Origin of the sequence: Cellulomonas sp. SLBN-39 (genome assembly GCF_006715865.1) — a bacterium.
Classification (GTDB): domain Bacteria; phylum Actinomycetota; class Actinomycetes; order Actinomycetales; family Cellulomonadaceae; genus Cellulomonas.
Genome location: NZ_VFOA01000001.1, coordinates 1984633 through 2003165 on the forward strand (window position 1 = coordinate 1984633; position 18533 = coordinate 2003165).

The 18533-nt window shown below is 72.7% G+C and carries 18 protein-coding genes, 1 tRNA gene and 1 pseudogene; 11 read left to right on the forward strand and 9 right to left on the reverse strand.

Annotated elements, in window-relative coordinates:
* Positions 1-30: 30 nt before the first annotated feature.
* The 4 genes from pnuC to FBY24_RS09270 all read left to right on the forward strand — a co-directional run bounded on the left by pnuC (position 31) and on the right by FBY24_RS09270 (position 3139).
* On the forward strand, positions 31-768 hold the full coding sequence (gene pnuC / locus FBY24_RS09255; RefSeq protein WP_255432312.1) for a nicotinamide riboside transporter PnuC: 738 nt from the start codon (positions 31-33) through the stop codon (positions 766-768).
* Complete coding sequence (locus tag FBY24_RS09260) at positions 747-1865, forward strand: AAA family ATPase (protein ID WP_142160010.1); 1119 nt, start codon at positions 747-749, stop codon at positions 1863-1865. The genes pnuC and FBY24_RS09260 overlap by 22 nt, the downstream gene beginning before the upstream one ends.
* Complete coding sequence (locus FBY24_RS09265; protein WP_142160012.1) at positions 1862-2539, forward strand: NUDIX domain-containing protein; 678 nt, start codon at positions 1862-1864, stop codon at positions 2537-2539. Before FBY24_RS09260 ends, FBY24_RS09265 begins: the two co-directional genes overlap by 4 nt.
* Positions 2540-2620: 81 nt before the next feature.
* Positions 2621-3139 (forward strand): DUF2867 domain-containing protein, encoded by a 519-nt coding sequence (locus tag FBY24_RS09270; protein ID WP_160158477.1) that lies wholly within the window; start codon positions 2621-2623, stop codon positions 3137-3139.
* A gap of 517 nt (positions 3140-3656) precedes the next feature.
* On the opposite strand, the gene FBY24_RS09275 is transcribed toward FBY24_RS09270, so the two are convergent.
* The 3 genes and pseudogenes from FBY24_RS09275 to FBY24_RS09285 form a co-directional block, all read right to left on the reverse strand.
* A complete protein-coding gene (locus tag FBY24_RS09275) occupies positions 3657-5234 on the reverse strand; it encodes an anti-phage dCTP deaminase (protein ID WP_142160016.1) in 1578 nt (525 codons plus the stop codon).
* A 184-nt stretch (positions 5235-5418) separates the two neighbouring features.
* Positions 5419-6250, reverse strand: a pseudogene (locus tag FBY24_RS09280) (IS5 family transposase).
* Positions 6251-6423: 173 nt separating this feature from the next.
* A tRNA-Ser gene (locus FBY24_RS09285) sits at positions 6424-6508 on the reverse strand.
* A gap of 140 nt (positions 6509-6648) precedes the next feature.
* Between FBY24_RS09285 and FBY24_RS09290 the strand changes: the two genes are divergently transcribed.
* A complete protein-coding gene (locus FBY24_RS09290) occupies positions 6649-7416 on the forward strand; it encodes an AAA family ATPase (RefSeq protein ID WP_142160018.1) in 768 nt (255 codons plus the stop codon).
* 480 nt (positions 7417-7896) lie between these two features.
* The gene (locus FBY24_RS09295; RefSeq protein WP_186343256.1) at positions 7897-8325 is read left to right on the forward strand and encodes a hypothetical protein; all 429 of its coding nucleotides are present in this window, start codon (positions 7897-7899) and stop codon (positions 8323-8325) included.
* A gap of 368 nt (positions 8326-8693) precedes the next feature.
* Here FBY24_RS09295 and FBY24_RS09300 read toward each other — a convergent pair whose 3' ends face one another.
* From FBY24_RS09300 to FBY24_RS09325, 6 genes are all read right to left on the reverse strand, one after another.
* Complete coding sequence (locus tag FBY24_RS09300) at positions 8694-9326, reverse strand: hypothetical protein (protein WP_142160020.1); 633 nt, start codon at positions 9324-9326, stop codon at positions 8694-8696.
* Between the two features lie 40 nt (positions 9327-9366).
* Complete coding sequence (locus tag FBY24_RS09305) at positions 9367-10218, reverse strand: hypothetical protein (protein ID WP_142160022.1); 852 nt, start codon at positions 10216-10218, stop codon at positions 9367-9369.
* A gap of 161 nt (positions 10219-10379) precedes the next feature.
* Positions 10380-11000 (reverse strand): hypothetical protein, encoded by a 621-nt coding sequence (locus tag FBY24_RS09310; RefSeq protein WP_142160024.1) that lies wholly within the window; start codon positions 10998-11000, stop codon positions 10380-10382.
* A 37-nt stretch (positions 11001-11037) separates the two neighbouring features.
* Positions 11038-11589 (reverse strand): hypothetical protein, encoded by a 552-nt coding sequence (locus tag FBY24_RS09315; protein WP_142160026.1) that lies wholly within the window; start codon positions 11587-11589, stop codon positions 11038-11040.
* Positions 11586-13607, reverse strand: coding sequence for a DUF6571 family protein (locus tag FBY24_RS09320; protein WP_142160028.1), 2022 nt, complete (start codon positions 13605-13607; stop codon positions 11586-11588). The genes FBY24_RS09315 and FBY24_RS09320 overlap by 4 nt, the downstream gene beginning before the upstream one ends.
* 8 nt (positions 13608-13615) lie before the next feature.
* Positions 13616-13903 carry a hypothetical protein gene (locus FBY24_RS09325; RefSeq protein WP_142160030.1) on the reverse strand — a complete coding sequence of 96 codons (288 nt, stop codon included), beginning with the start codon at positions 13901-13903 and terminating at the stop codon, positions 13616-13618.
* Positions 13904-14240: 337 nt separating this feature from the next.
* Here FBY24_RS09325 and FBY24_RS09330 point away from each other — a divergent pair, with 337 nt between their 5' ends.
* The 5 genes from FBY24_RS09330 to FBY24_RS09350 all read left to right on the forward strand — a co-directional run bounded on the left by FBY24_RS09330 (position 14241) and on the right by FBY24_RS09350 (position 18493).
* Positions 14241-14792 (forward strand): NADPH-dependent FMN reductase, encoded by a 552-nt coding sequence (locus tag FBY24_RS09330; RefSeq protein ID WP_142160032.1) that lies wholly within the window; start codon positions 14241-14243, stop codon positions 14790-14792.
* 88 nt (positions 14793-14880) lie between these two features.
* On the forward strand, positions 14881-15408 hold the full coding sequence (locus FBY24_RS09335; RefSeq protein WP_142160034.1) for a flavin reductase family protein: 528 nt from the start codon (positions 14881-14883) through the stop codon (positions 15406-15408).
* A 2-nt stretch (positions 15409-15410) separates the two neighbouring features.
* Positions 15411-16289 carry an ABC transporter ATP-binding protein gene (locus FBY24_RS09340; RefSeq protein ID WP_142160036.1) on the forward strand — a complete coding sequence of 293 codons (879 nt, stop codon included), beginning with the start codon at positions 15411-15413 and terminating at the stop codon, positions 16287-16289.
* The gene (locus FBY24_RS09345; protein ID WP_142160038.1) at positions 16286-17215 is read left to right on the forward strand and encodes an ABC transporter permease; all 930 of its coding nucleotides are present in this window, start codon (positions 16286-16288) and stop codon (positions 17213-17215) included. The genes FBY24_RS09340 and FBY24_RS09345 overlap by 4 nt, the downstream gene beginning before the upstream one ends.
* Positions 17216-17329: 114 nt before the next feature.
* Positions 17330-18493: an ABC transporter substrate-binding protein gene (locus FBY24_RS09350; protein ID WP_142160040.1), complete on the forward strand. Its 1164-nt coding sequence runs from the start codon at positions 17330-17332 to the stop codon at positions 18491-18493.
* The last annotated feature ends 40 nt before the right edge of the window (positions 18494-18533 follow it).

An 18533-nucleotide genomic window follows, 5' to 3' on the forward strand; every position in this document is an offset into this window, starting at 1 on the left:
ATTAGCGCAAGAGCGCGCTAATTTTCGGTGGTGACTCAGCCGACGATCGACCATCCCGCGGCGACCGTGAGGGTGTCCCGCGCGGGCGCCGTGCGCCGGACGTTCATCGCGTCCGGCCCGCCCTCCGCCCGGCGCGACATCGCCGTCTCGGTCGTCGCGGCTGTGCTGCTCACCGGGGCCAGCTACGGGATCGGCGTGCTCGCCGGGTGGATCGACGCGGTGGGCTGGCTGGAGGCCTTCGCCGTGGCGACGTCGTACTCGTGCACGATCCTGTGCATCCGCCAGCGGCGCGCCAACTACGTGGTCGGGGCGGTCAGCACCGCCGCGTACGCGGTGCTCTTCCTGCAGAACGGGCTCCTGGCGTCCGCGCTGCTGAACCTCTACCTCACGCCGCAACTCGTGTACGGGTGGTTCCGGTGGGGGCGGGACGAGCAGACGCGTCCGGTGACGTGGCTCGTGCGCGACCGGCGGTGGATCCCGGTCTACCTCGGTGTCACGGGCGCCGCGTACCTCGGGGCGATCTGGCTGGTCGGGGCCCTGGGCGGGCGCCTGGTCTGGGCGGACGCGGCGATCCTCGCCGGCTCGCTGCTGGCGCAGTTCCTGCTCGACAACAAGCGCATCGAGACGTGGTTCGTGTGGGTCGCGGTCAACGTGCTGGCGGTCGGGACGTACCTCAGCGCCGGCCTCGTCGTGGCGGGCCTGCAGTACGTCGTCTTCGTCGTCACGGCCGTGCTCGGCTTCCGTGCGTGGCTGCGGAGCACGCGATGACCGGCGACGCCCGCCCCGGGGCCGACCGTGCGTGGGTGCTGCTCACCGCCCTCCCGCCGACGACCGGGCACGAGGACCTCGTGCGGTTCGCCGCCCTGGCCGCGCGCGAGGTCCACGTGGTGCTGTGCACGCAGCCCAGCGAGCCGATGCCCGCAGAGCGGCACGCCGCGGTGCGCGCGATGGCGGCCCGGCTCGACCCGCACGGAGCCGTGCACGTGCACCACGTCCACGAGGAGATGCCGCAGGAGCCGGCCGACACCCCCGACTTCTGGCCGATGTGGCGCCGCCTCCTCGTCGGTTTCGGCGCCCGCCCGGGCGACCTCGTCGTCGCGTCCGAGCCGTACGGCACCGAGCTCGCGGCCGTGATCGAAGGTCGTTTCCTGCCGTACGACCCCGGCCGCCTCGCCAACCCCGCCAAGGCCACCCGCCTCCGCGAGGCGCCGATCGAGCACTTCGCCGACCTGCTCGACGAGTTCGCACCGGTGCTGCGCAAGCGCGTGACCCTGTTCGGCGCCGAGTCGGTCGGCAAGACCACGCTGACCCGGCGCCTGGAGGAGCGCGGCCTCGCCGTCGCGCAGCCGGAGTGGGCGCGCCCCTACCTCGAGCTCGACGCCGTCGGCCCCGACGTCACCGCGGCGAAGATGCGCGCGATCTGGCACGGACAGCTCGCCCAGCAGCGGGCCGCCGAGGCGATCGCGGCCCGCCGGCGCCGGCCGTTCGTCGTCCAGGACACCGACCTGTACTCCACCGTCGGGTACTGGCTGCTCAAGGGCGAGGAGTTCGGCGAGCCCGACGTGCCCGCGGGCCTGTGGGCCGACGCCGCCGCGCACGCGAGCGACCTCTACGTGATCCTCGGTCAGGACCCCGTGCCGTTCGCCGCCGACCCCCTGCGCTACGGCGGCGACCGCCGTGAGACCACCGACCAGTTCTGGATCGACCTGTGCGAGCAGGTCGGCGTGCCCTGGGTGCTGGTCGACGAGAACGGGCTCCAGGCGCGGGAGGAGCGCGTCGTCGCCGAGCTCCTGCGCCTGTTCGGCACCCCGCTGGCCTACCGCCGCCGCGGGTCGGAGTACGCGCCCGCCGCGGTCGCACCGTGACCGCGCCCGACCCGACGGGCCGCTCGCTCGACGACTACCCGCGACCGTCCGTCGCGGTGGACACCGCGGTCCTGACCGTCGAGCGCGGCGCGCTGTGCGTCCTGCTGGTCCGCGCGCCCGACGCCGAACCGGCGCTCGCCTGGCGCCTGCCCGGCACGTTCCTGCACGTCGGCGAGACCCTCGCCGACGCCGTCACCCGCTCCCTGCACCAGAAGGCCGGGGTCACCGGCCTGCACCCCCAGCAGCTGCACGTCTTCGACGCCCCCACCCGCGACGACCGCGGCCGCGTCCTGTCCGTCGCCCACCTCGCCGTCGTCCGGGCCGATCGCATCCCCGCCCGGGACGGCAACCGTCTCGTCCCCGTCGCCGACGTGCCCGCCCTGCCCTTCGACCACGGCGCCATCATCGGCTTCGCAGTCGCCGCCCTCCGCGAGCGCTACCGCACCGCCCCCGACCCCTCCGGCCTCGTCGACGCCGCCGAGCCCGACGGCTCCTTCACCCTCCGCGAGCTCCGCCTCGTCCACGAGGCCGTCGCGGGCCACCGCCTGCCCCCGGACGCCTTCCGCCGCACCATGCGCCACCACCTCACGGAGACTGGCCGCACGAGCACCGGCCGCCGCGGCAAGCCGGCCGAGCTCTACCGTGCGCGCCCCGGGCGGAGCGTCCCGGAGTAGCCGCACCGGGCTGCGGCCGCCCGGCGCACGCTCCGAGGGGACGATGTGCCCGGTCGCGTCGCCCGTCGTCAGGAGAGCCCCGTGTCGCCCCACCCCTCAGCGCCCCGCCCCTCCACGGGCGACACCCGGCGCCCGGCGGTCCGCCGGCCGATCCCGCAGGACGGCCTGCTAGCCGGGGCCCTGGGGCGCGTGGACGACGGCGACGTCTGGGAGACCCCCCTCGTCGCCGACGACAGCCGCGCGGTCGACGCGTGGCACGCCGCGCTCGTCTCGGCGACCCCCGGCTGGGTGGACCGGCTGATGGCCCTGCGCAACCGGCTCGTGCGCATGATCGGGATCGACCCCGTGCCGAACGGCTCCGCCGGCCCCGAGGCGGGCTTCCCGGTCCTCGCCCGGACCGACGACGAGATCCTGCTCGGCATCGACGACGTCCATCTCGCGTTCCGCGACAGCATCCGCGTCGTCGAGGCCGCCGTACGCGTCGGCACCGTCGTCGAGATCCGCAACGGCCGGGGCCGCGCCTCCTGGGCCGTGGTGCAACGCATCCACCCGCTCGTCGTCCGCGCACTGCTGCGCCGTGTGCCGGCGCCGGTGCGCTAACTGAGGTCAGGGCCCGCCGGCCGGCGTCGCGGGCACAGCAAGACGAGGGGCCCCTCGTCTTGCTGGTGCAGGTAAGGGGCCCTTCGGAGTGCGGAGGATGGGGATTCCAACCCCGAGCGTGCTACCCCAACACGCCGTCCAAGTGGCCTGCCGGGCTCACGACGTACAGGCTGGTCATCGCGTCGTGAGGAGCGAGCGGCAAGGGGGCGGGGCCTAGCTTCTGGCGGCGAACTACTACCAGAACTGCTACTGCTACTCGGTCCTCCAGCCACGGTGACAGTGACTGCGCCGACCGAGCCCCAGGTGGCCGACCGCGTCGTCTATCGCGCTGACTCGTCGGGGGTCTCGACGACCAGGAGCCCGATCTCGGGCTTCTCGCCGTCAGCTCCACTACCAGGACCGCCGACCCACCGATACCAAGACGGTTGAGTCGAGGGCGCCATCGCGGACAGCTCATCGCGGGACCGCCGGCTCACGTCCGCCAGCCAACCAGGCTCAGTCACAGTCATGGTTCCTCCTAGCCAGGTTCTGCTCCGGTTCGCACATCATCTATCGAACGTCCGACATCCGCAGGACTGTCCGCCAGCTGTCGCAGTCTGTCCTCGAGTGCCAGAGGAACTTGAGCTTCAAGGGCCTCCGAGCCGAGCAGGGGATCGAGCTCAGCCAGCCGCATCCTCGCATCGCGCCGCGACCAGGGCTCGAACCTGGAGGTCGAGGGATCCCGTCTCCGATTTACGGACTGGAAGACATCCGGGTACACGCGCCACGATGCGCCGAGGAACGAGTCCACGGCCACTCTCGTCTCACCGCCCTCATCCTTCAGTCGAATCTCAGTCGCATACATCTCCCCAGCGAGCGACTTTGGGTAGGGGTCGACGTAGACGATGCGTATGATCCCTGAGGCGATGATCAGCCGCATGCACATGTGACACGGGAACGCAGTGGTGTAGAGGGTCGACCCCTTGATGGGCACCCCGAGGCGGGCTGCGTCTGTAATCGCCGCCATCTCAGCGTGGACGATCCTGCCGAACTCGATCAGGTTGCGTATGCGGGTTGAGTCGATTCCGGGACCGCTCTTGGCGACGACCTCATCCAGGAGCTCACGGCTCTCAAGTCCGCTGAGCGCGGTGGCCAGGTGGCCCTCGGTGGACAGTACGCTGAGGAGTTCCTGGAGTGCCCGTCGTACCTCTCTCCGGTTGAAATCACTACCGAGCTTGAAGTCCCGATGGTCGGGCTTGTCGCCGTCCCAGTACTCCCCTCCGCCAGCCCTCGGAACCTCGTTCGATCCGACCGCCAGCACTTCGCCGTCTACCGTGGTAATGACTGCTCCGACCTGGCGACCGGGGTCGGCAGAACGCAGCGATGCGGCGAATGCCAGGTACATGCTCTGCTCGTCCCTCCGCGGGGTGAGGAACGGCTCACCAAAGAGGAGGCCCACCAATCGATCGAGTTCAGTCCTCGGCCCCGCCGCGGAGTCCAAGTCGACGAAGAAATCACCGAGCGCGAAGGCGTCGCGGACATGTTGTCCATACGGCGTGGCCGGGTCCTGCTCATCTCGGAGCATAAGTTCAGTCACACGTGCGTCAAGTTGGGTGCTCTCGGGGCTTGCGTCCCGCAGTCCGCTCAGGATGCTCGCTCGTCGAGACGCCTCCGATGCCGTGGCCGAGACGAGCACGAAGCGGCGCCCGTATGTCGCGCGCAGCAGTCGGATCTCTTCAGGATGCTTGATCGTTCTGAGGATCCATGCATGCCGAGCCGTCTGTTCGTTGGAGGAAGCTCGCTGGAATCGAGTGCTGCGGATCTTGGCGATCGCGTAGGCGGCTAGGGCGTCGCTGGATCCGAGTGACTCTCGAAGCTCGTCGCCCGCGCCCATCCGGGCCTCGTAGTACCTCGGGTCGCTAGAGGTGTGAGGCAGCTCGCGACCGCTTGGTGTCTCGTCCAACAGCCCGCTGAGGCGCAGGCACTCCGTCTTGTAGTTGACCTTTTCGAGGGAAGCCTCAAGGTATGCAACGAGTGAGTCGACGTCTGTCCCGATCGGCGCGACCAGCCCGATCACGATCTCGAAGTTGGCAACTGCTTCGCTGTCGATTAGCACGAGTCCCCCTCCGTCTCGGCAATTGAACCACCCCGGCGCTCCCCGATCCGTGAGTCGACAAGGGCGCGTCGCTGCGTCCTCGCTGAGTAGGCCGACGCGAGCACCGCATCGCGATCGGGTGAGCAGGCCGTGGCCACCCACGCCGGCAACTAGGGCGTGTCGCCTACACCCGTGGCCAGGTGATTCAGGCAGCGAGGACGACGGCGGCGCGGTAGGCGGTGGCAAGCTTGTCGTAGCAGGTGGCCAGCCCTCGTCATTGCTTGGTCAGGGCGAAGTGGCGTTCGACGACGTTGCGACCGCGGTAGGCGGCGGCGTCCAGGCCGGGCGGTCGCCCGCCGCGTGAGCCGCGCCGTCGGCGGGCGGCGATCGTGTCGAACTTCTCGGGGATGACGGCCTTGATCCCTCGGGCATGCCTGGCCCGGCGGTAGGCGCCCGCGGAGTACGCCTTGTCGGCCACGACCGCCTCGGGTCGGGCGCGCGTGCGGCCCGGACCCAGACGTGGGACCCGCAGGTCGGCCTGGACCGCGGCGAGCACGGCCCCGTCGTTGCGGTGTCCGCCGGTGACCACCGCCGCGAGCGGGCGCCCGTGCCCGTCGACCGCAGCGTGGATCTTCGTGGTCAGCCCACCCCGGGAACTCCCGATGCCGTGACCTGCAGGTTCACAGTCCTCCAGCGGCATATTCCTGTGATTCGACGCTGCCCCCTGTGTCCTGGTCGGGGCGGGTGGTGTTCGTCGCGTGCTGGTGGGCCCGGGTGATCGTGGCGTCCACCGACACCCTCCAGTCGATCTGGCCCGCGGCATCAGCCTCGGCCAGCAGACGGGCCAGGACCCGGTCCCAGGTCGCGTCGGCGGCATAGCGGCGGTGCCGCTTCCAGGCCGTCTGCCACGGCCCGAACCGCTCACGCGGCAGGTCAAGCCACGGGATGCCGGTCCGGTACCGGTAGGCGATCGCCTCGACCACCCGCCGGTCGTCACCGAACGGATGCCCCCGCCGGCCCACGTTCGAGGGCAGCATCGGTTCGATCCGCGCCCACTGCTCATCGGAGAACACCCGAAACCGCGAAGACGACGTCACCACACCGGCGTGCCGCGAAACTAACCCCTGGTAGGGAGACGCGCCCTAGCCACCCCGACAACGTAGAAGGGCCCGCCACCAACATCGCTGCAGGTCACGGGCCCTTCGCGCGGCGGAGGATGGGGGATTCGAACCCCCGAGGGTGTTACCCCAACACGCTTTCCAAGCGTGCGCCATAGGCCACTAGGCGAATCCTCCTGGCACGCGGAGGCGGTCGGGACCGCGCAGCGCGCCCGAGGAGTCTAGCCGAGCCGGAGTGCTCCACGGGACCTCGTGCGCGACGACCCGCGGGAGCGCGACGCGGGCCCGGTGTCGCAGGGGCGTGGTGGGGTGGGCGCATGGTGCAGGGGACGGGTCGAGGGCTGAGCAGCAGGTTGCCGGTGTGGCGGGTCGAGGCGTCCGGCGTCGGGCCGCCGGAGCCGGCTGCGGAGGACGACTGGCGGCCGCCCGCGGACTGGTACCGGCAGGTGCCCGCGGTGGCGCAGGTGCTCGACGAGGGGTGGGACCTGTCCGCGGTCACGGTGCTGGTGGGCGAGAACGGCGCGGGCAAGTCCACGCTCGTCGAGGGCGTCGCCGGGGCGTTCGGCATGGGTCCGGAGGGCGGGTCGACGGGGTCGCGGCACAGCACGCGGCCCACGGAGTCGGCGCTCGCGGACGAGCTGAAGCTGCTGCGGGGTGCCGGGGCACCGCGGCGGGGGTTCTTCCTGCGGGCCGAGACGATGCACGGGTTCTACACGTACCTCGAGGAGCACCCCGGCGGGTCCGACCCGGACTTCCATGAGATGTCGCACGGCGAGTCGTTCCTCGCGCTCATCGGCAACCGCATGATGAAGCCCGGCTTCTACGTGCTGGACGAGCCGGAGTCGGCGCTGTCGTTCACCGGCTCCCTCGCGTTGCTGCAGCACCTGCACGAGCTGGCGAGCGGCGGCTCCCAGGTGCTGCTGTCGACGCACTCGCCGCTGCTGGCGGCGCTTCCCGGTGCGCAGGTGTGGGAGGTCGGGGAGTGGGGGATGCGGCGGTGCGCGTGGGAGGACCTGGAGCTCGTGCAGGCCTGGCGCGGCTTCCTCGACTCCCCGCAGCGCTACCTGCGGCACGTCCTGACGTGAGCCCGATGCCTGGGCTCGCGGGCGTCAGGCCAGGTCGACGGGCCGTGGCCGGTGCCGGGCCGGGAGCTCCAGGTCCGCGCCTCGGGCCCCACGGGTGGCGTCCACCCACTGTGTTCCGACGTCCGCCGGGACGGGCGCGATCATGATCGCGCGACCTCGGCCTCCGGTGAGCACTCGTTCGCGGCGGCTCGTGGTCGCAGGGTGTCCGTGACGGCCGAGACGAGACCGTCGATCGGAAGTGTCTCCACGGTGTCTCCTCCCCTCCCGTCCGAGGTGCCCGCCCATGCTAGTGATCGCCAGGAAGGAGTCTCGATGGAGATGCAGGACGGCACCGGACGGAGTCTGTCGCTGACCGAGCTCTTGCGCGGTGACCCCGCTGGAGGGGAGTTCGAGCCAGGGCGCGTGCCGATCGAGCCCCGACCGGTCGACTTCTCCGACACGACCGGGCCCGACGGCGACCACCGTGCCTACGCTGGGCAGATGAGCTCTGGAGCGCACGCGCCTGCCGGTCATGCCGCTGCCGGTGGTGACGACGCGGTCCTCGCCGCCGTCGGTGCCCACCTAGGGGTCGCGCTCGTGCCGCGCACGTTCGTGGTGCGTGGCGACGTGCGGGTGAGCGTCGACGGCACGGACGCCGCCGACGCCTCGGCGGTGCCGCGGGTGCTGGTGCTGGTCAACGGGGGCACGGGGCAGCTCAAGAGCCTGCAGCGCAACAAGCTCATCGCGGACGCGTTCAAGCTGGACTGGCTGCGCGGCGTCGTCGCCCCGGGGGCGCGGGCGCTGCTCGCGGTGACAGAGCCGTACGCGCGGCTGGTCGCGCCGGGGGCGTGGCTGCCCGCGGCGCTGCGTGAGCGGGGCATCGACGTGCTCGTGGTCGGGCCTGCAGGGAGCGTGCGGGACGCGGGCTGACCGCGTGGGTCTCTGCGGGTTCCGTCAGACCGTCGCGCCGCGTGTCCTCTGTACGTACCGACACCTGAAGTGGTGGTGTCTGATCCTCTCGACGAGGAGGGACGCTCTGCGTATGGACGAGGATGACGGTCGATCTCTGACGCACCAGGTCCTGCCGCAGTGCGTGCCGCGTACCCCCGGTCGACGCCGACGTCGCACTCGGTGCTGCTGCCTTGTTTGTGCCTGACCGTCGGCCGATGTCGGACGGGCTCGTCGCTGCGACGGCGCTCGTCGATCGTGCGGGACGTGTGCGGGTCCTCGGCTGATCCGCTGATGCGTGACGTCCCTGAAGTCGTCGCACACGGTGGATGTCGTGAGTCGCCTGCGGGTCAGCACCTGCCGACGACATCGTTGACCGCGACCAGCCAGCCACCGGTGCCGGAGCGGGTGATCGTGAGCCGCTGCGCGAGATCGTCGAGGCCCACCTCGACGGGCGTGTAGGTCCCGTTCGGGTCAGCAACGACCACATCACGGAAGTCGTCGCAGACCGAGGCCGTGGCGGAGTCGCCTTCGACGGCGACGTCGCTGACGGTGGTGTGGAAGGTGCCGGTGATCTTCAGCTCGAGGCCTGCGTTCTGCGTAGCGGACTCCGCCATGCGTTCGACGACCTCGGGGGCGGCGACGACGCCGGCGCCGGGGCTGACCTGGTTGGTCGTCATCATCCGCCAGTACTCCTTCTGGTACGCCGCGACGACGTCGTAGACGTCGGCCTCGGCGCCCGTCAGGTCGGGGACGTCCTCGAAGACGATGCCGAGGTCGGGGTCGGACGTCTCCTGGATCCCCGTGTCGACGGCGGCGGTCGTGGGCGGGCTCGATGTGGCCGCTGCGGCGTCGGACGGGGCAGGCGGAGTGCCCGGTGCGTCAGCGGGGGTGGCCGAGCACGCGCACAGGAGCGCGCCCAGGAGCACCAGGTGCGCGGCGGTGCGAGTGCGGAGTGCGGCGGGGCGGCGGCGGGAAGGCATGCGGTCGGGTCGTCTCTCGGGTGGGTGCGGCGGCTGCGGGTCAGCCCGTGACGATCGTCTGGACCTCGGCGACGGGGATCTCGCCGGTGGTGGTCAGCGTCTGGGTGCCGAGGGGACGGGCCGTCGGGTCGAGCGACGACGTCCACGTCGCCTCCCAGGTGGCCGTGGCCGTGAGGGTCACGGTGGGCAGCGTCTGCCCGTCCTTGACGGGCATGCCGGCCGTCGAGCGCGTGAACGTGATCGCGCAGGTGCTGGTGGTCATGCCAGGGGAGTACGGCGTGCCCGTGTCGGGGCAGGTGCTCGCGTCGGTGCCGGGTGCGCTGAGCGTCATCGACGTCATGCGGGCCTGCACGCGGGACCAGACGCCGGGCACGGACGCCGTGACCTCGACCGCCGTGGTGGAGTTCTCCACCCAGACGAAGGTCTCGGTGTTCACGACCGTGGCGCCTGACCCCTCCAGGGTCGGGTTCCAGCGGATCGTGCCCGTCGGCAGCTGCATGTGCTCCGCAGCGATCTCGGCCAGCACCTGCGGGTCGACGGACTCCTCGACGGCGGGAGCGGGCTCACCCGGCATCACGTACACGCCGGGGTGGGACAGCATGTACTCGACCTGCTCGGCGACGGGCACGTGCGCCGCGCACCGGGGCTCGTACCACCGGCCCTCGGTGTCCGTGGCGTGGTCCTCGTAGCCGTCGTGGAGCAGGCCCTGGGCCCGGTACGCGTCGAGGGTCGGGATGTCGCTGGCCGGACCGCCGGGTCCCCAGTAGTCGTAGTACGCCTTGCCCGTCGAGCCCGGGCCGTACCAGCAGCGCCGGGGAACCGGCACGCTGACCGACTGCCGGAACGTCTCACGCGTCTCGGTCTGCCCGCTCGTCTCGATGACCGCCTGCACCGATCCGGCGGAGATCGCGCCCCCGGAGGAGCCCCCGCTCGCCTCCGCCCCTTCTCCAGTCCGCTGATCCAGCGAAGGACCCTTCGCGGCGGCGGGCAGTGCGAAGGCAAAGGTGAGCGCCGCGCCCAGGCATGCGCTCGTGATCGCCCTGGACGCTCGCGTCAGCATGCGCCGGCCGACTCGTTGGCCAGGACGGTCCATCCGCCGTGCGCTGCCTTGCCGAGCGTGACATCGACGGCGAGGCTCTCGAGCCCCGCTTCCTCCGCTGTGTACGTTCCGTCAGCGTCGGCGACGGTGACCTCGCGGTAGTCGTCGCAGACGCGGGCCGTCGCCGTCTCGTCGCTGACGGTGACGTCGCTGATCGTGGTGTGGAAGGTGCCGGCGATCACGGCGGACTGGGCGGCGTTGTTGTCCGCGATCTCCTGCATCCGTGCCGCGATGTCGGGAGCCGCGATGACACTGAACGCCGGGCTGACCTCGAGGGTCGTCATCATCCGCCAGTACTCCTTCTGGAACGTCGCCGCCGCGTCGTAGACGTCGGCCTCGGTGCCGGTCAGGTCGGGGACGTCCTCGAAGACGATGCCGAGGTCGGGGTCGGAGGTCTCCTGGATCCCGTCGGCGGTGGCGGTGGCCGTCGGGGTGCTGGTCGGGGTGGTCGTGGGTGCGCCGGTCACGCCGGGCATGGTGCTCTTCTGCGCGGCGCATCCGGTCAGCAGCACGAGGGTCAGGGTGAGGGCAGCGGTGGCCCGGGTGCGGGCGGTGGTGGAGCGCTGAAGGTGCATCGGGTGGTCTCTCGTTCAGGGGAGGTGGAGCGCTGGGTCAGTCGGTCGGGTCGTCGGTGGCCGGGGGGACGTCCTCGCCGTGGCAGGCCCAGGGGAGCATGGAGGTGAGCAGGTGGGTCACGTCCGCGGTCCGGTCGCGCCCGGGGACGGGGTCTCCGGCGGCGTAGACGGTGATGACGCGCCCGTCGCAGACCCACCCCGCAGAGGCATCACCCCAGGTGAAGCCGGAACCCGGGGCATCCAGGTCCAAGGGTGCGGATGCTGATGAGGACCCCATCACCGCCAGTACGTCTTCCTCTGTACGGCCCCAGGGAGACTGCACCACAGATGTCTCGTCGACCGTGACGAGTCCGTGCTCGCCCGTCAGGTCGCAGAGGAACGTGTCGTACTCAGCGCCCCAGTCGTCGGTCGCGTTGCTGACCTCCACAGGACCGCCGACGATGAGCTCGACACTTGCCCGGGGCACGCCGTCGCACGCGTACGGGGCCGACGCCGTGGTAGGGACCGCCGTCAGGTCGGGCCCAGCGCATCCGGTGACCACGAGGGCGAAGAGGCCGGCCAAGATCATCGAGACGTGGCGACGAGTCACGACGTGGACCGCACCCGGCCGCGTTCGAGCGCCTCCGACAGATCGGGCAGGTGCTCGGCGATCGCGCCCGCGTCGTCGTACATCCATCGGATGAACAGTCTCCTCGTCTCGGGATCGGTGATGGTGCCCTCGACGGTCGCGCCGTCCTCGAACCAGGGGTACACCTTGCCGTAGGTGTCGGTGCGCACCGAGGCGGGCAGGTGGGCCGAGCCGGCCAGCGCGGTCGCGGCGGCGATCTGCAGGTTGACCGTGGCCATCTCGGCGGACTCCTGGCCCGCCGCCGCGGCTGCGGCAGCGTTCCCGGTCAGGCGTTGCGAGATCTGGTCCTTGCCGGCGGATCGGGCCTGGTCGGCCACGAACGAGGCGAGCGTGCCGCCGGTGGGGATCAGGCCGACCAGGTCGGACGCCAGCCCGATGAACTGCTTGTTGCGCTCGTCGACGCGCTTGCCGGCCTCCACCGAGGCCTGCTCCAGGTTGCCCGTCAGGTACCCGACGAGCCGCGCGGACGAGCCGAGCGGACCCGAGATGCCGACCGTCGGGTCGGCCTCGTACTCGGCGACGGCCGCCTCGATGCGTGTGCCGTTGAACGCCGCTGCTGCGTCTGCCAGCTGACCTGCAGCGGTGTCGTCGGTCATCACGGAGCGGAGCACGGTGTTCAGGTCACCGACCGCGAACGCCGCGCCCCGGGGGAGTCCGCGCAGCCACGACGCGGTGGTGTGCGCCTCGCTCGTCACGGCGGGGACGTCGGTGGGTGCGGTCGCCTGCGCGACCACGTCGATGTCCGCCACGTACGCGGCGAGCAGGTGGCCGAGGCTGGCCTTGGCGGCGTCGCCGACGCGGTCGCCGGAGAGCCCGGGCGGGCGGGCAGCCAGGTGGTGCACGGCCGCCGAGGCGATCCATGCCGACGTGCGCTGCTGCGCGGGCGTGGCGTCGGTGGTGTGCCAGACCGTCCCGCCGGCGTCCAGGGCACGGGCGAGAGCGGTGAGGTCGTCCTGGGCCCAGGTGCGCTCCTCGACCAGGTAGCGGGCGCGGTCCTGGGACTTCTCCCCGCCGCCGTCGGGCGCGAGGAAGGTCGCGGCCAGCGCGGGCCGGCGGGCGAGCGCCGCCATCACCCCGACCATCGGGTCGGTGTTCAGGGCGCCGGTGACCGGGTCGTGCAGGCCGGCCCCGCCGGTGACGGCCGTGGACGAGCGCTGGTACCAGACCCGCGAGCCGTGCGCGTCGGCGTAGGCCCGCTCGTAGGCGTAGACGCCCTCAGCGACCGGGGTCAGGAACGACGGGGCGAACGCCCCGCCCGCGCCCAGCAGCATGCCCAGCGCCGCGGCCTGGTCCGGCAGCGCCGTGCCCGAGCCGTCGCCGAACAGGTCCGTCGGCGTCTCGGCGGTGATCGCCCGCACCCAGGCCTGCGCCTGGTCCCGGGGAGGGGCGAGGTCACCGGTGCCGTGGCTCGCGGTCGCCAGGGTCGTCGACATCGCCGTGAGCACGCGGCCGTACCAGGCGTTCGCCTGCGCGGCCTCCTCGGCGGTCACGGAGCCGTCGACGGGCAGACGGGTCCCCGACAGGCGGGTGACGACGCGTGCCAGCTCCGTCGGGTCCAGCGTGGAGGCGAACCCCGCCGCGAAGTACGGGTCGCCCTGCATCTGCTCGAGCTGCGCGAGCAGGGTCGCGTCGGGCACGCCCGAGCCCGTCAGCAGGGCCCGGGCGGCGTCCGCACCGTCGCGGCGTGCCTGCGCCGGGTCGACGAGGCTGATCCTGCTCTCGTCGATCGTGACCGTCCCCGTCGACCACGTCGGGCTGCTCGCCTCGAGGGAGCGGGCCAGCGCCACGCGTCGGCGCAGCCCCGGCAGCTCGTCGTCGGCCCAGGCAGCCACGTCGACGAGCCGCGCGGTCGACCACGTCGGCAGGTCGAAGCGCCGCAGGGTCGCGTTGAACTCGGTGCGGATGCCCGGCACGGTCGTGACCACGTCCTCCATGGCGCCCACCAGGCGCGCCATGCCCTCCAGGTCGATGCTCGCCATCGTCGCCCTCAGCCCTGGAACCGGGCGCGCCGGTCGGTCACGGGCACCGTCACCGGCTCGCGCGCGTACCGGTCGGTCAGCTCCTCGTACGCGGCGTCGGCCACGCCGGCCAGGATCCGGCCCTGCTCCGCGCACACCGCGGCGAAACGGTCGGCCGTGGTGCTCACCCACGCGCCCTGCGCGAGGGCGTCCTGCACGGTCCGGAGCATGCCGGCCGTCACCTCCGCACGGAACCTCTCCGCCGGGAGCGCCGCCCCGAGCTCGTCGCGGTACCTGTTCTGCACCTCGTCCTGCACCCTGCGTCCGTCCGGTTTGTCCGGATCCGACGATAGGCGACGTCGCGCGCGGGCCCTGGGACCCGACCCCGCAGCGGTCCCTCGGAGCAGGGGCGCTCCCGGTGCGTCCCGTGCACGCCCACCGGGACCTTCGGACCTGGTGCGCGTTCACCGCGTTGTCACACAGGTGTCCAGATCGGACCCGCGGCCGTAACGGGAGCGGGGGGACCGGCGTAACACGGCGTGGGTAGCGTCGTCCTCGTCAACGATCCCCGCGGGCCGTCGACCATGCAGCTTCCGCCCGCTCTCCGTGCGATCCGTGGTCCGACGTCCGGGCTGCGGAGAGAAGGGAGGGCCCATGGGCCTGCCGTACCCACCCACCGCCGCCGACGACGTGGTCGTCCTGGTCGGCAACCCGCGCCCCGGGTCGCGCACCGCGACCGCCGCGCTGCGCGTCGCCGAGGTGCTCGACCCCGGTGCGACGCCCGTCCTGGTGGACCTGGCCGCGTTCGGCCCGGCCGTGCTCGACCCGGACGACGCCGACGTCACGGCCGCCACGGCCCGCGTGGCCGCCGCGCGGCTGCTGGTCGTCGCCAGCCCCGTCTACAAGGGCGCCGCGACCGGGCTGCTCAAGGCGTTCCTCGACCGGTACGGGCCCGGCGGCCTGGCCGGCGTCGTCGCCCAGGCCGTGATGGTCGGGGCCAGCCCTGCGCACGGGCACGCCGTGGAGACGACGCTGCGCCCCGTGCTCGTCGAGCTCGGTGCCGTGTGCCCGGCCGCGGGCCTGTACCTGCAGGAGCAGCGGCTGCCCGCGTTGCGCACCGACGAGGACCCGGTGGTCGCCTGGGCCGACGCGCACGCGTGGCCCGTGCACGCCGCCCTCGCCGCCCCGGCCCTCGCGGCGCTGTAGCGCCCATCTCTTCCGTCCGACCCCCGGTCACCGACCCCGACGTCGTGACCGCGACCCCGTGCACCCTCGTGCACCCCGGAGACCTCCCATGACCCTGCTGCAGCCCGCGCCGGCCGTCCGCCGGACCACCACCCTCACCGAGCAGCCGCGTGCGTTCCGCGACGGCCTGTCCGCCATGGTCACGTCCGTCTGCGTGATCACCACGGCCGTCGACGGCCACCGCCACGGCTTCACCGCCAACTCCGTCACGTCGGTGTCGATGGACCCGCCGCTGGTGCTGGTGTGCCTGGCCGACACCGCCGAGTGCCACGACGCGTTCTGGGCCACCGACTGCGTGGCCGTCAACGTGCTCGCCGACGACCAGGCCCACCTGTCGACCGTGTTCGCCACCCGCGGCGCCGACAAGTTCGCCGCCGCGACGTTCCACGCCGGTGCCACCGGCGCCCCCGTGCTCGAGGGCGCGACCCTCACGCTCGAGGGGCGGGTGCACGAGCGCACCACCGCCGGCGACCACACGATGATCCTGGTCGAGGTCACCGCGGTGGCCCAGGGCGACCGCACCCCGCTGACCTACCAGGGCCGGCGGTTCCGCCGGCTGCTGCCCACCGAGGAGTGAGCATGGCCGCCACCGCCCCGCTGCCCGAGCACGTCGTCACCGACCCCGACCACATCGTGGTCCGCGGCCTGCACAAGACGTACCCGGGCGCGCAGCAGCGTGTCCTCGACGACGTCGACCTCGTCGTCCCGCGCGGCACGTTCGTCTCCCTCATCGGCCCCAGCGGGTGCGGGAAGTCCACGCTGCTGCGGGCGGTGGCGGGCCTCGAGCCGTACGACGGCGGCGAGCTGAGCATCTTCGGCGCGACCCCGCAGGAGGCCTGCGGGTACAAGGCCGTGGGCCTGGTGCCGCAGACGCCCGCGCTGCTGCCGTGGCTGACCGTGGCGCGCAACGTCGAGCTGCCGGGCCGCGTCAACCGCGGGGCCGAGCGGCGCCGGGCCGCCCGGTACGGCATGGGCGGCCCGGCGCGCACCGAGGGCGGGGTGTCCACGGCGGAGCTGCTCGACCTGGTGGGCCTGGCCGACAAGGCCGACGCGCACCCCGGGCACCTGTCGGGCGGCATGCAGCAGCGCGTCGCGATCGCCCGGGCGTTCGGCCTCGAGCCGGACGTGCTGCTGATGGACGAGCCGTTCTCCGCGCTCGACGAGTTCACCCGTGAGGCGATGCGCCTGCACCTGCTGAGCCTGTGGCAGCGCATGCAGACCACGGTCCTGTTCGTCACGCACTCGGTGCGCGAGGCCGTGACGCTGTCCGACCAGGTCGTGGTCATGTCCGCCCGGCCGGGGCGCATCCACGAGGTGATCGACGTCGACCTGCCCCGCCCGCGCGACCGCGACGTGCTCGCCGACGCGCACCTGCACGAGGTCGAGGACCGCGTGCGCGACTCCCTGCAGGACGCCTGGGAGCACGGCGCCAAGCCCGCGGACCTGGTGCCCGCATGACGCTCACCCCGGCCCGCCCCACGGGCGCCGAGCCCCGCACCCGCCCCGACCGACCGAGAAGAGGTGGCCAGATGGTCGTCGAGACCGCCGCCCCCGGACCGCTGCTCGTGCGCGGCACGCCCGCACCCGCCCGGGTCGCCGTGCCGCGCCGCCTGCCCGCCGCCGTCCGCCCCGCCGTCTGGCTGCCGACCCTCGTGGCCGTCGCCGTCGTCGGTGCCGCGTGGCAGCTCGTCGCCGCCGGCAACCCGTACGTGCTGCCGGACCTGCGCGAGGTCGGCACCGCGCTCGTCGACGACCCGCTGCTGTTCGTCACCAACGCGTGGGCGACGCTGCAGATCGCGCTGCTCGGCCTGCTCTACGGGTTCGTCGCCGCGTTCGTGCTGGCCGTGCTGGTCAGCGAGTCCGCGCTGCTGCGCCGGGCGATCATGCCGCTGGCGAGCGTGCTCAACGTGACGCCGGTCGTCGCGCTCGCCCCCGGGCTGGTCGTCGCGTTCGGGTTCGGGCTGGCGCCGAAGATCATCGTCACCGCGATCATCACGTTCTTCCCCGTGCTGGCGAACGTCAGCACCGGGCTGCGGTCCGTGCCGCTGCCCGTGCTCGACGTGTTCCGCACCCTGCGGGCGTCGCGCCTGGAGGTGCTGGCCCGCCTGCGGGTGCCCAGCGCCATGCCGTACACGCTCGCCGCACTGCGGGTCACGCTGCCGCTGTCCGTGGTGGGCGCCGTCGTCGCGGAGTTCGTCGCCGCCGGCTCGTCGTCGGGCCTCGGCACGATGATCAAGACGTCCGCCGCGAACTCCCAGCTGCCGCAGATGTACGCGGCCGTGACCTGCCTGGCCCTGCTCGGGGTGCTGATGCTCGCGGTGATCGCGCTGCTCGAGCGGCGCCTGCTGTTCTGGCACGAGTCCCAGCAGCGCCCCCGCACCTGACACCACCGCCGCTCCCCGCCCCACCCACCGTCGGCCCGTCCGACCGCTGCCGCCTGCCCGCACGCCCACGCCGCACCCCGTCCGCTCCCTCCTCCCCGCACCCCTGGAGCCGTCATGCACCCCAGCACCGCCACCGCCCCGACCCGCACCGCCCCGACCCGCACGGCACCCGTGGGACGGGCCGGCCGCCGCGCCGCCCGCCGCGTCGGCCCCGTCGCCGCCGGCCTGGCCGCCGTCCTCGCGCTCGCCGCCTGCTCGTCCGCCGAGGCCGAGACCGAGGAGACCGCCGCCGCGGGCGCCAGCGAGATCTCCGCCGAGCGGTGCGCCGCCAACGAGGCCGCCGGCACGATCACCTACATCACCGGGTACCAGTACCAGTCGTCGGCGGGCATCCTCGAGGCCGTCGCCGCCGACGCCCTCGGCTACTTCGACGCCCTGTGCCTCGACGTCGAGATCCAGCCCGGCTCCGGCGACACCGCCGCCAACGCCCAGCTCGTCGCCGCCGGCACCGCGCAGGTCACGTCGCTGGGCAACGAGGCCGAGGTGCTCAAGGCCGTCGCCGGCGGCGTCGACATCACCGGCGTCCTCACCTGGGCGCACGTGCCGATCGCGACCCTCATGACCGGCCCGGAGATCACCGACCTCACGCAGCTCGAGGGCCAGACCCTCGGCCACAAGGGCTCCCTGCCGGCCCCGCTGCGCGCGATGCTCGTCGCCGAGGGCGTCGACGTCGACGCGATCGAGCTCGTCGAGGTCGGCTACGACCCCAGCGTCCTGCCGCGCGGGCAGGTCCAGGCCCTCACCGGCTACAAGTCCAACGAGCCCCTGACGCTCGAGGCCATGGGCGAGGACGTCACCGTGTGGAACCCGGAGGACGTCGACGTCGTCGGCTCCTTCGGCGCCCTCGCCGTGAACCCGGCCTTCGCCGCCGAGCACCCGCAGGCCGTCACCGACTACCTGCGGGCCGTGATCCACGCGTTCGACCACTGCGTGGAGAACGGCGAGGAGTGCGTCGGCTATGCCGCCGAGCTCGCCGAGTCCGGGTACGACGCCGAGCACAACGCGAAGATCTGGGCCACCGAGGCCGAGCTCGCCCTGTCGTCCACCCCCGACGGCGAGCCGCTCGGGTACCTCGACGCGGCCGCGACGGAGGCCGAGGCGCAGACCCTCGTCGACTCCGGCGAGCTGGGCGACGTGCCCGCCGTCGAGGACGCCTTCGACGCCTCGTTCCTCGAGGCGGTCTACGACGGCACCGAGCTGGTGTGGCCCGGCGAGTGACGCCCCGCCCCGCCCGCACCCGCCCCACGACCCCGAGGTG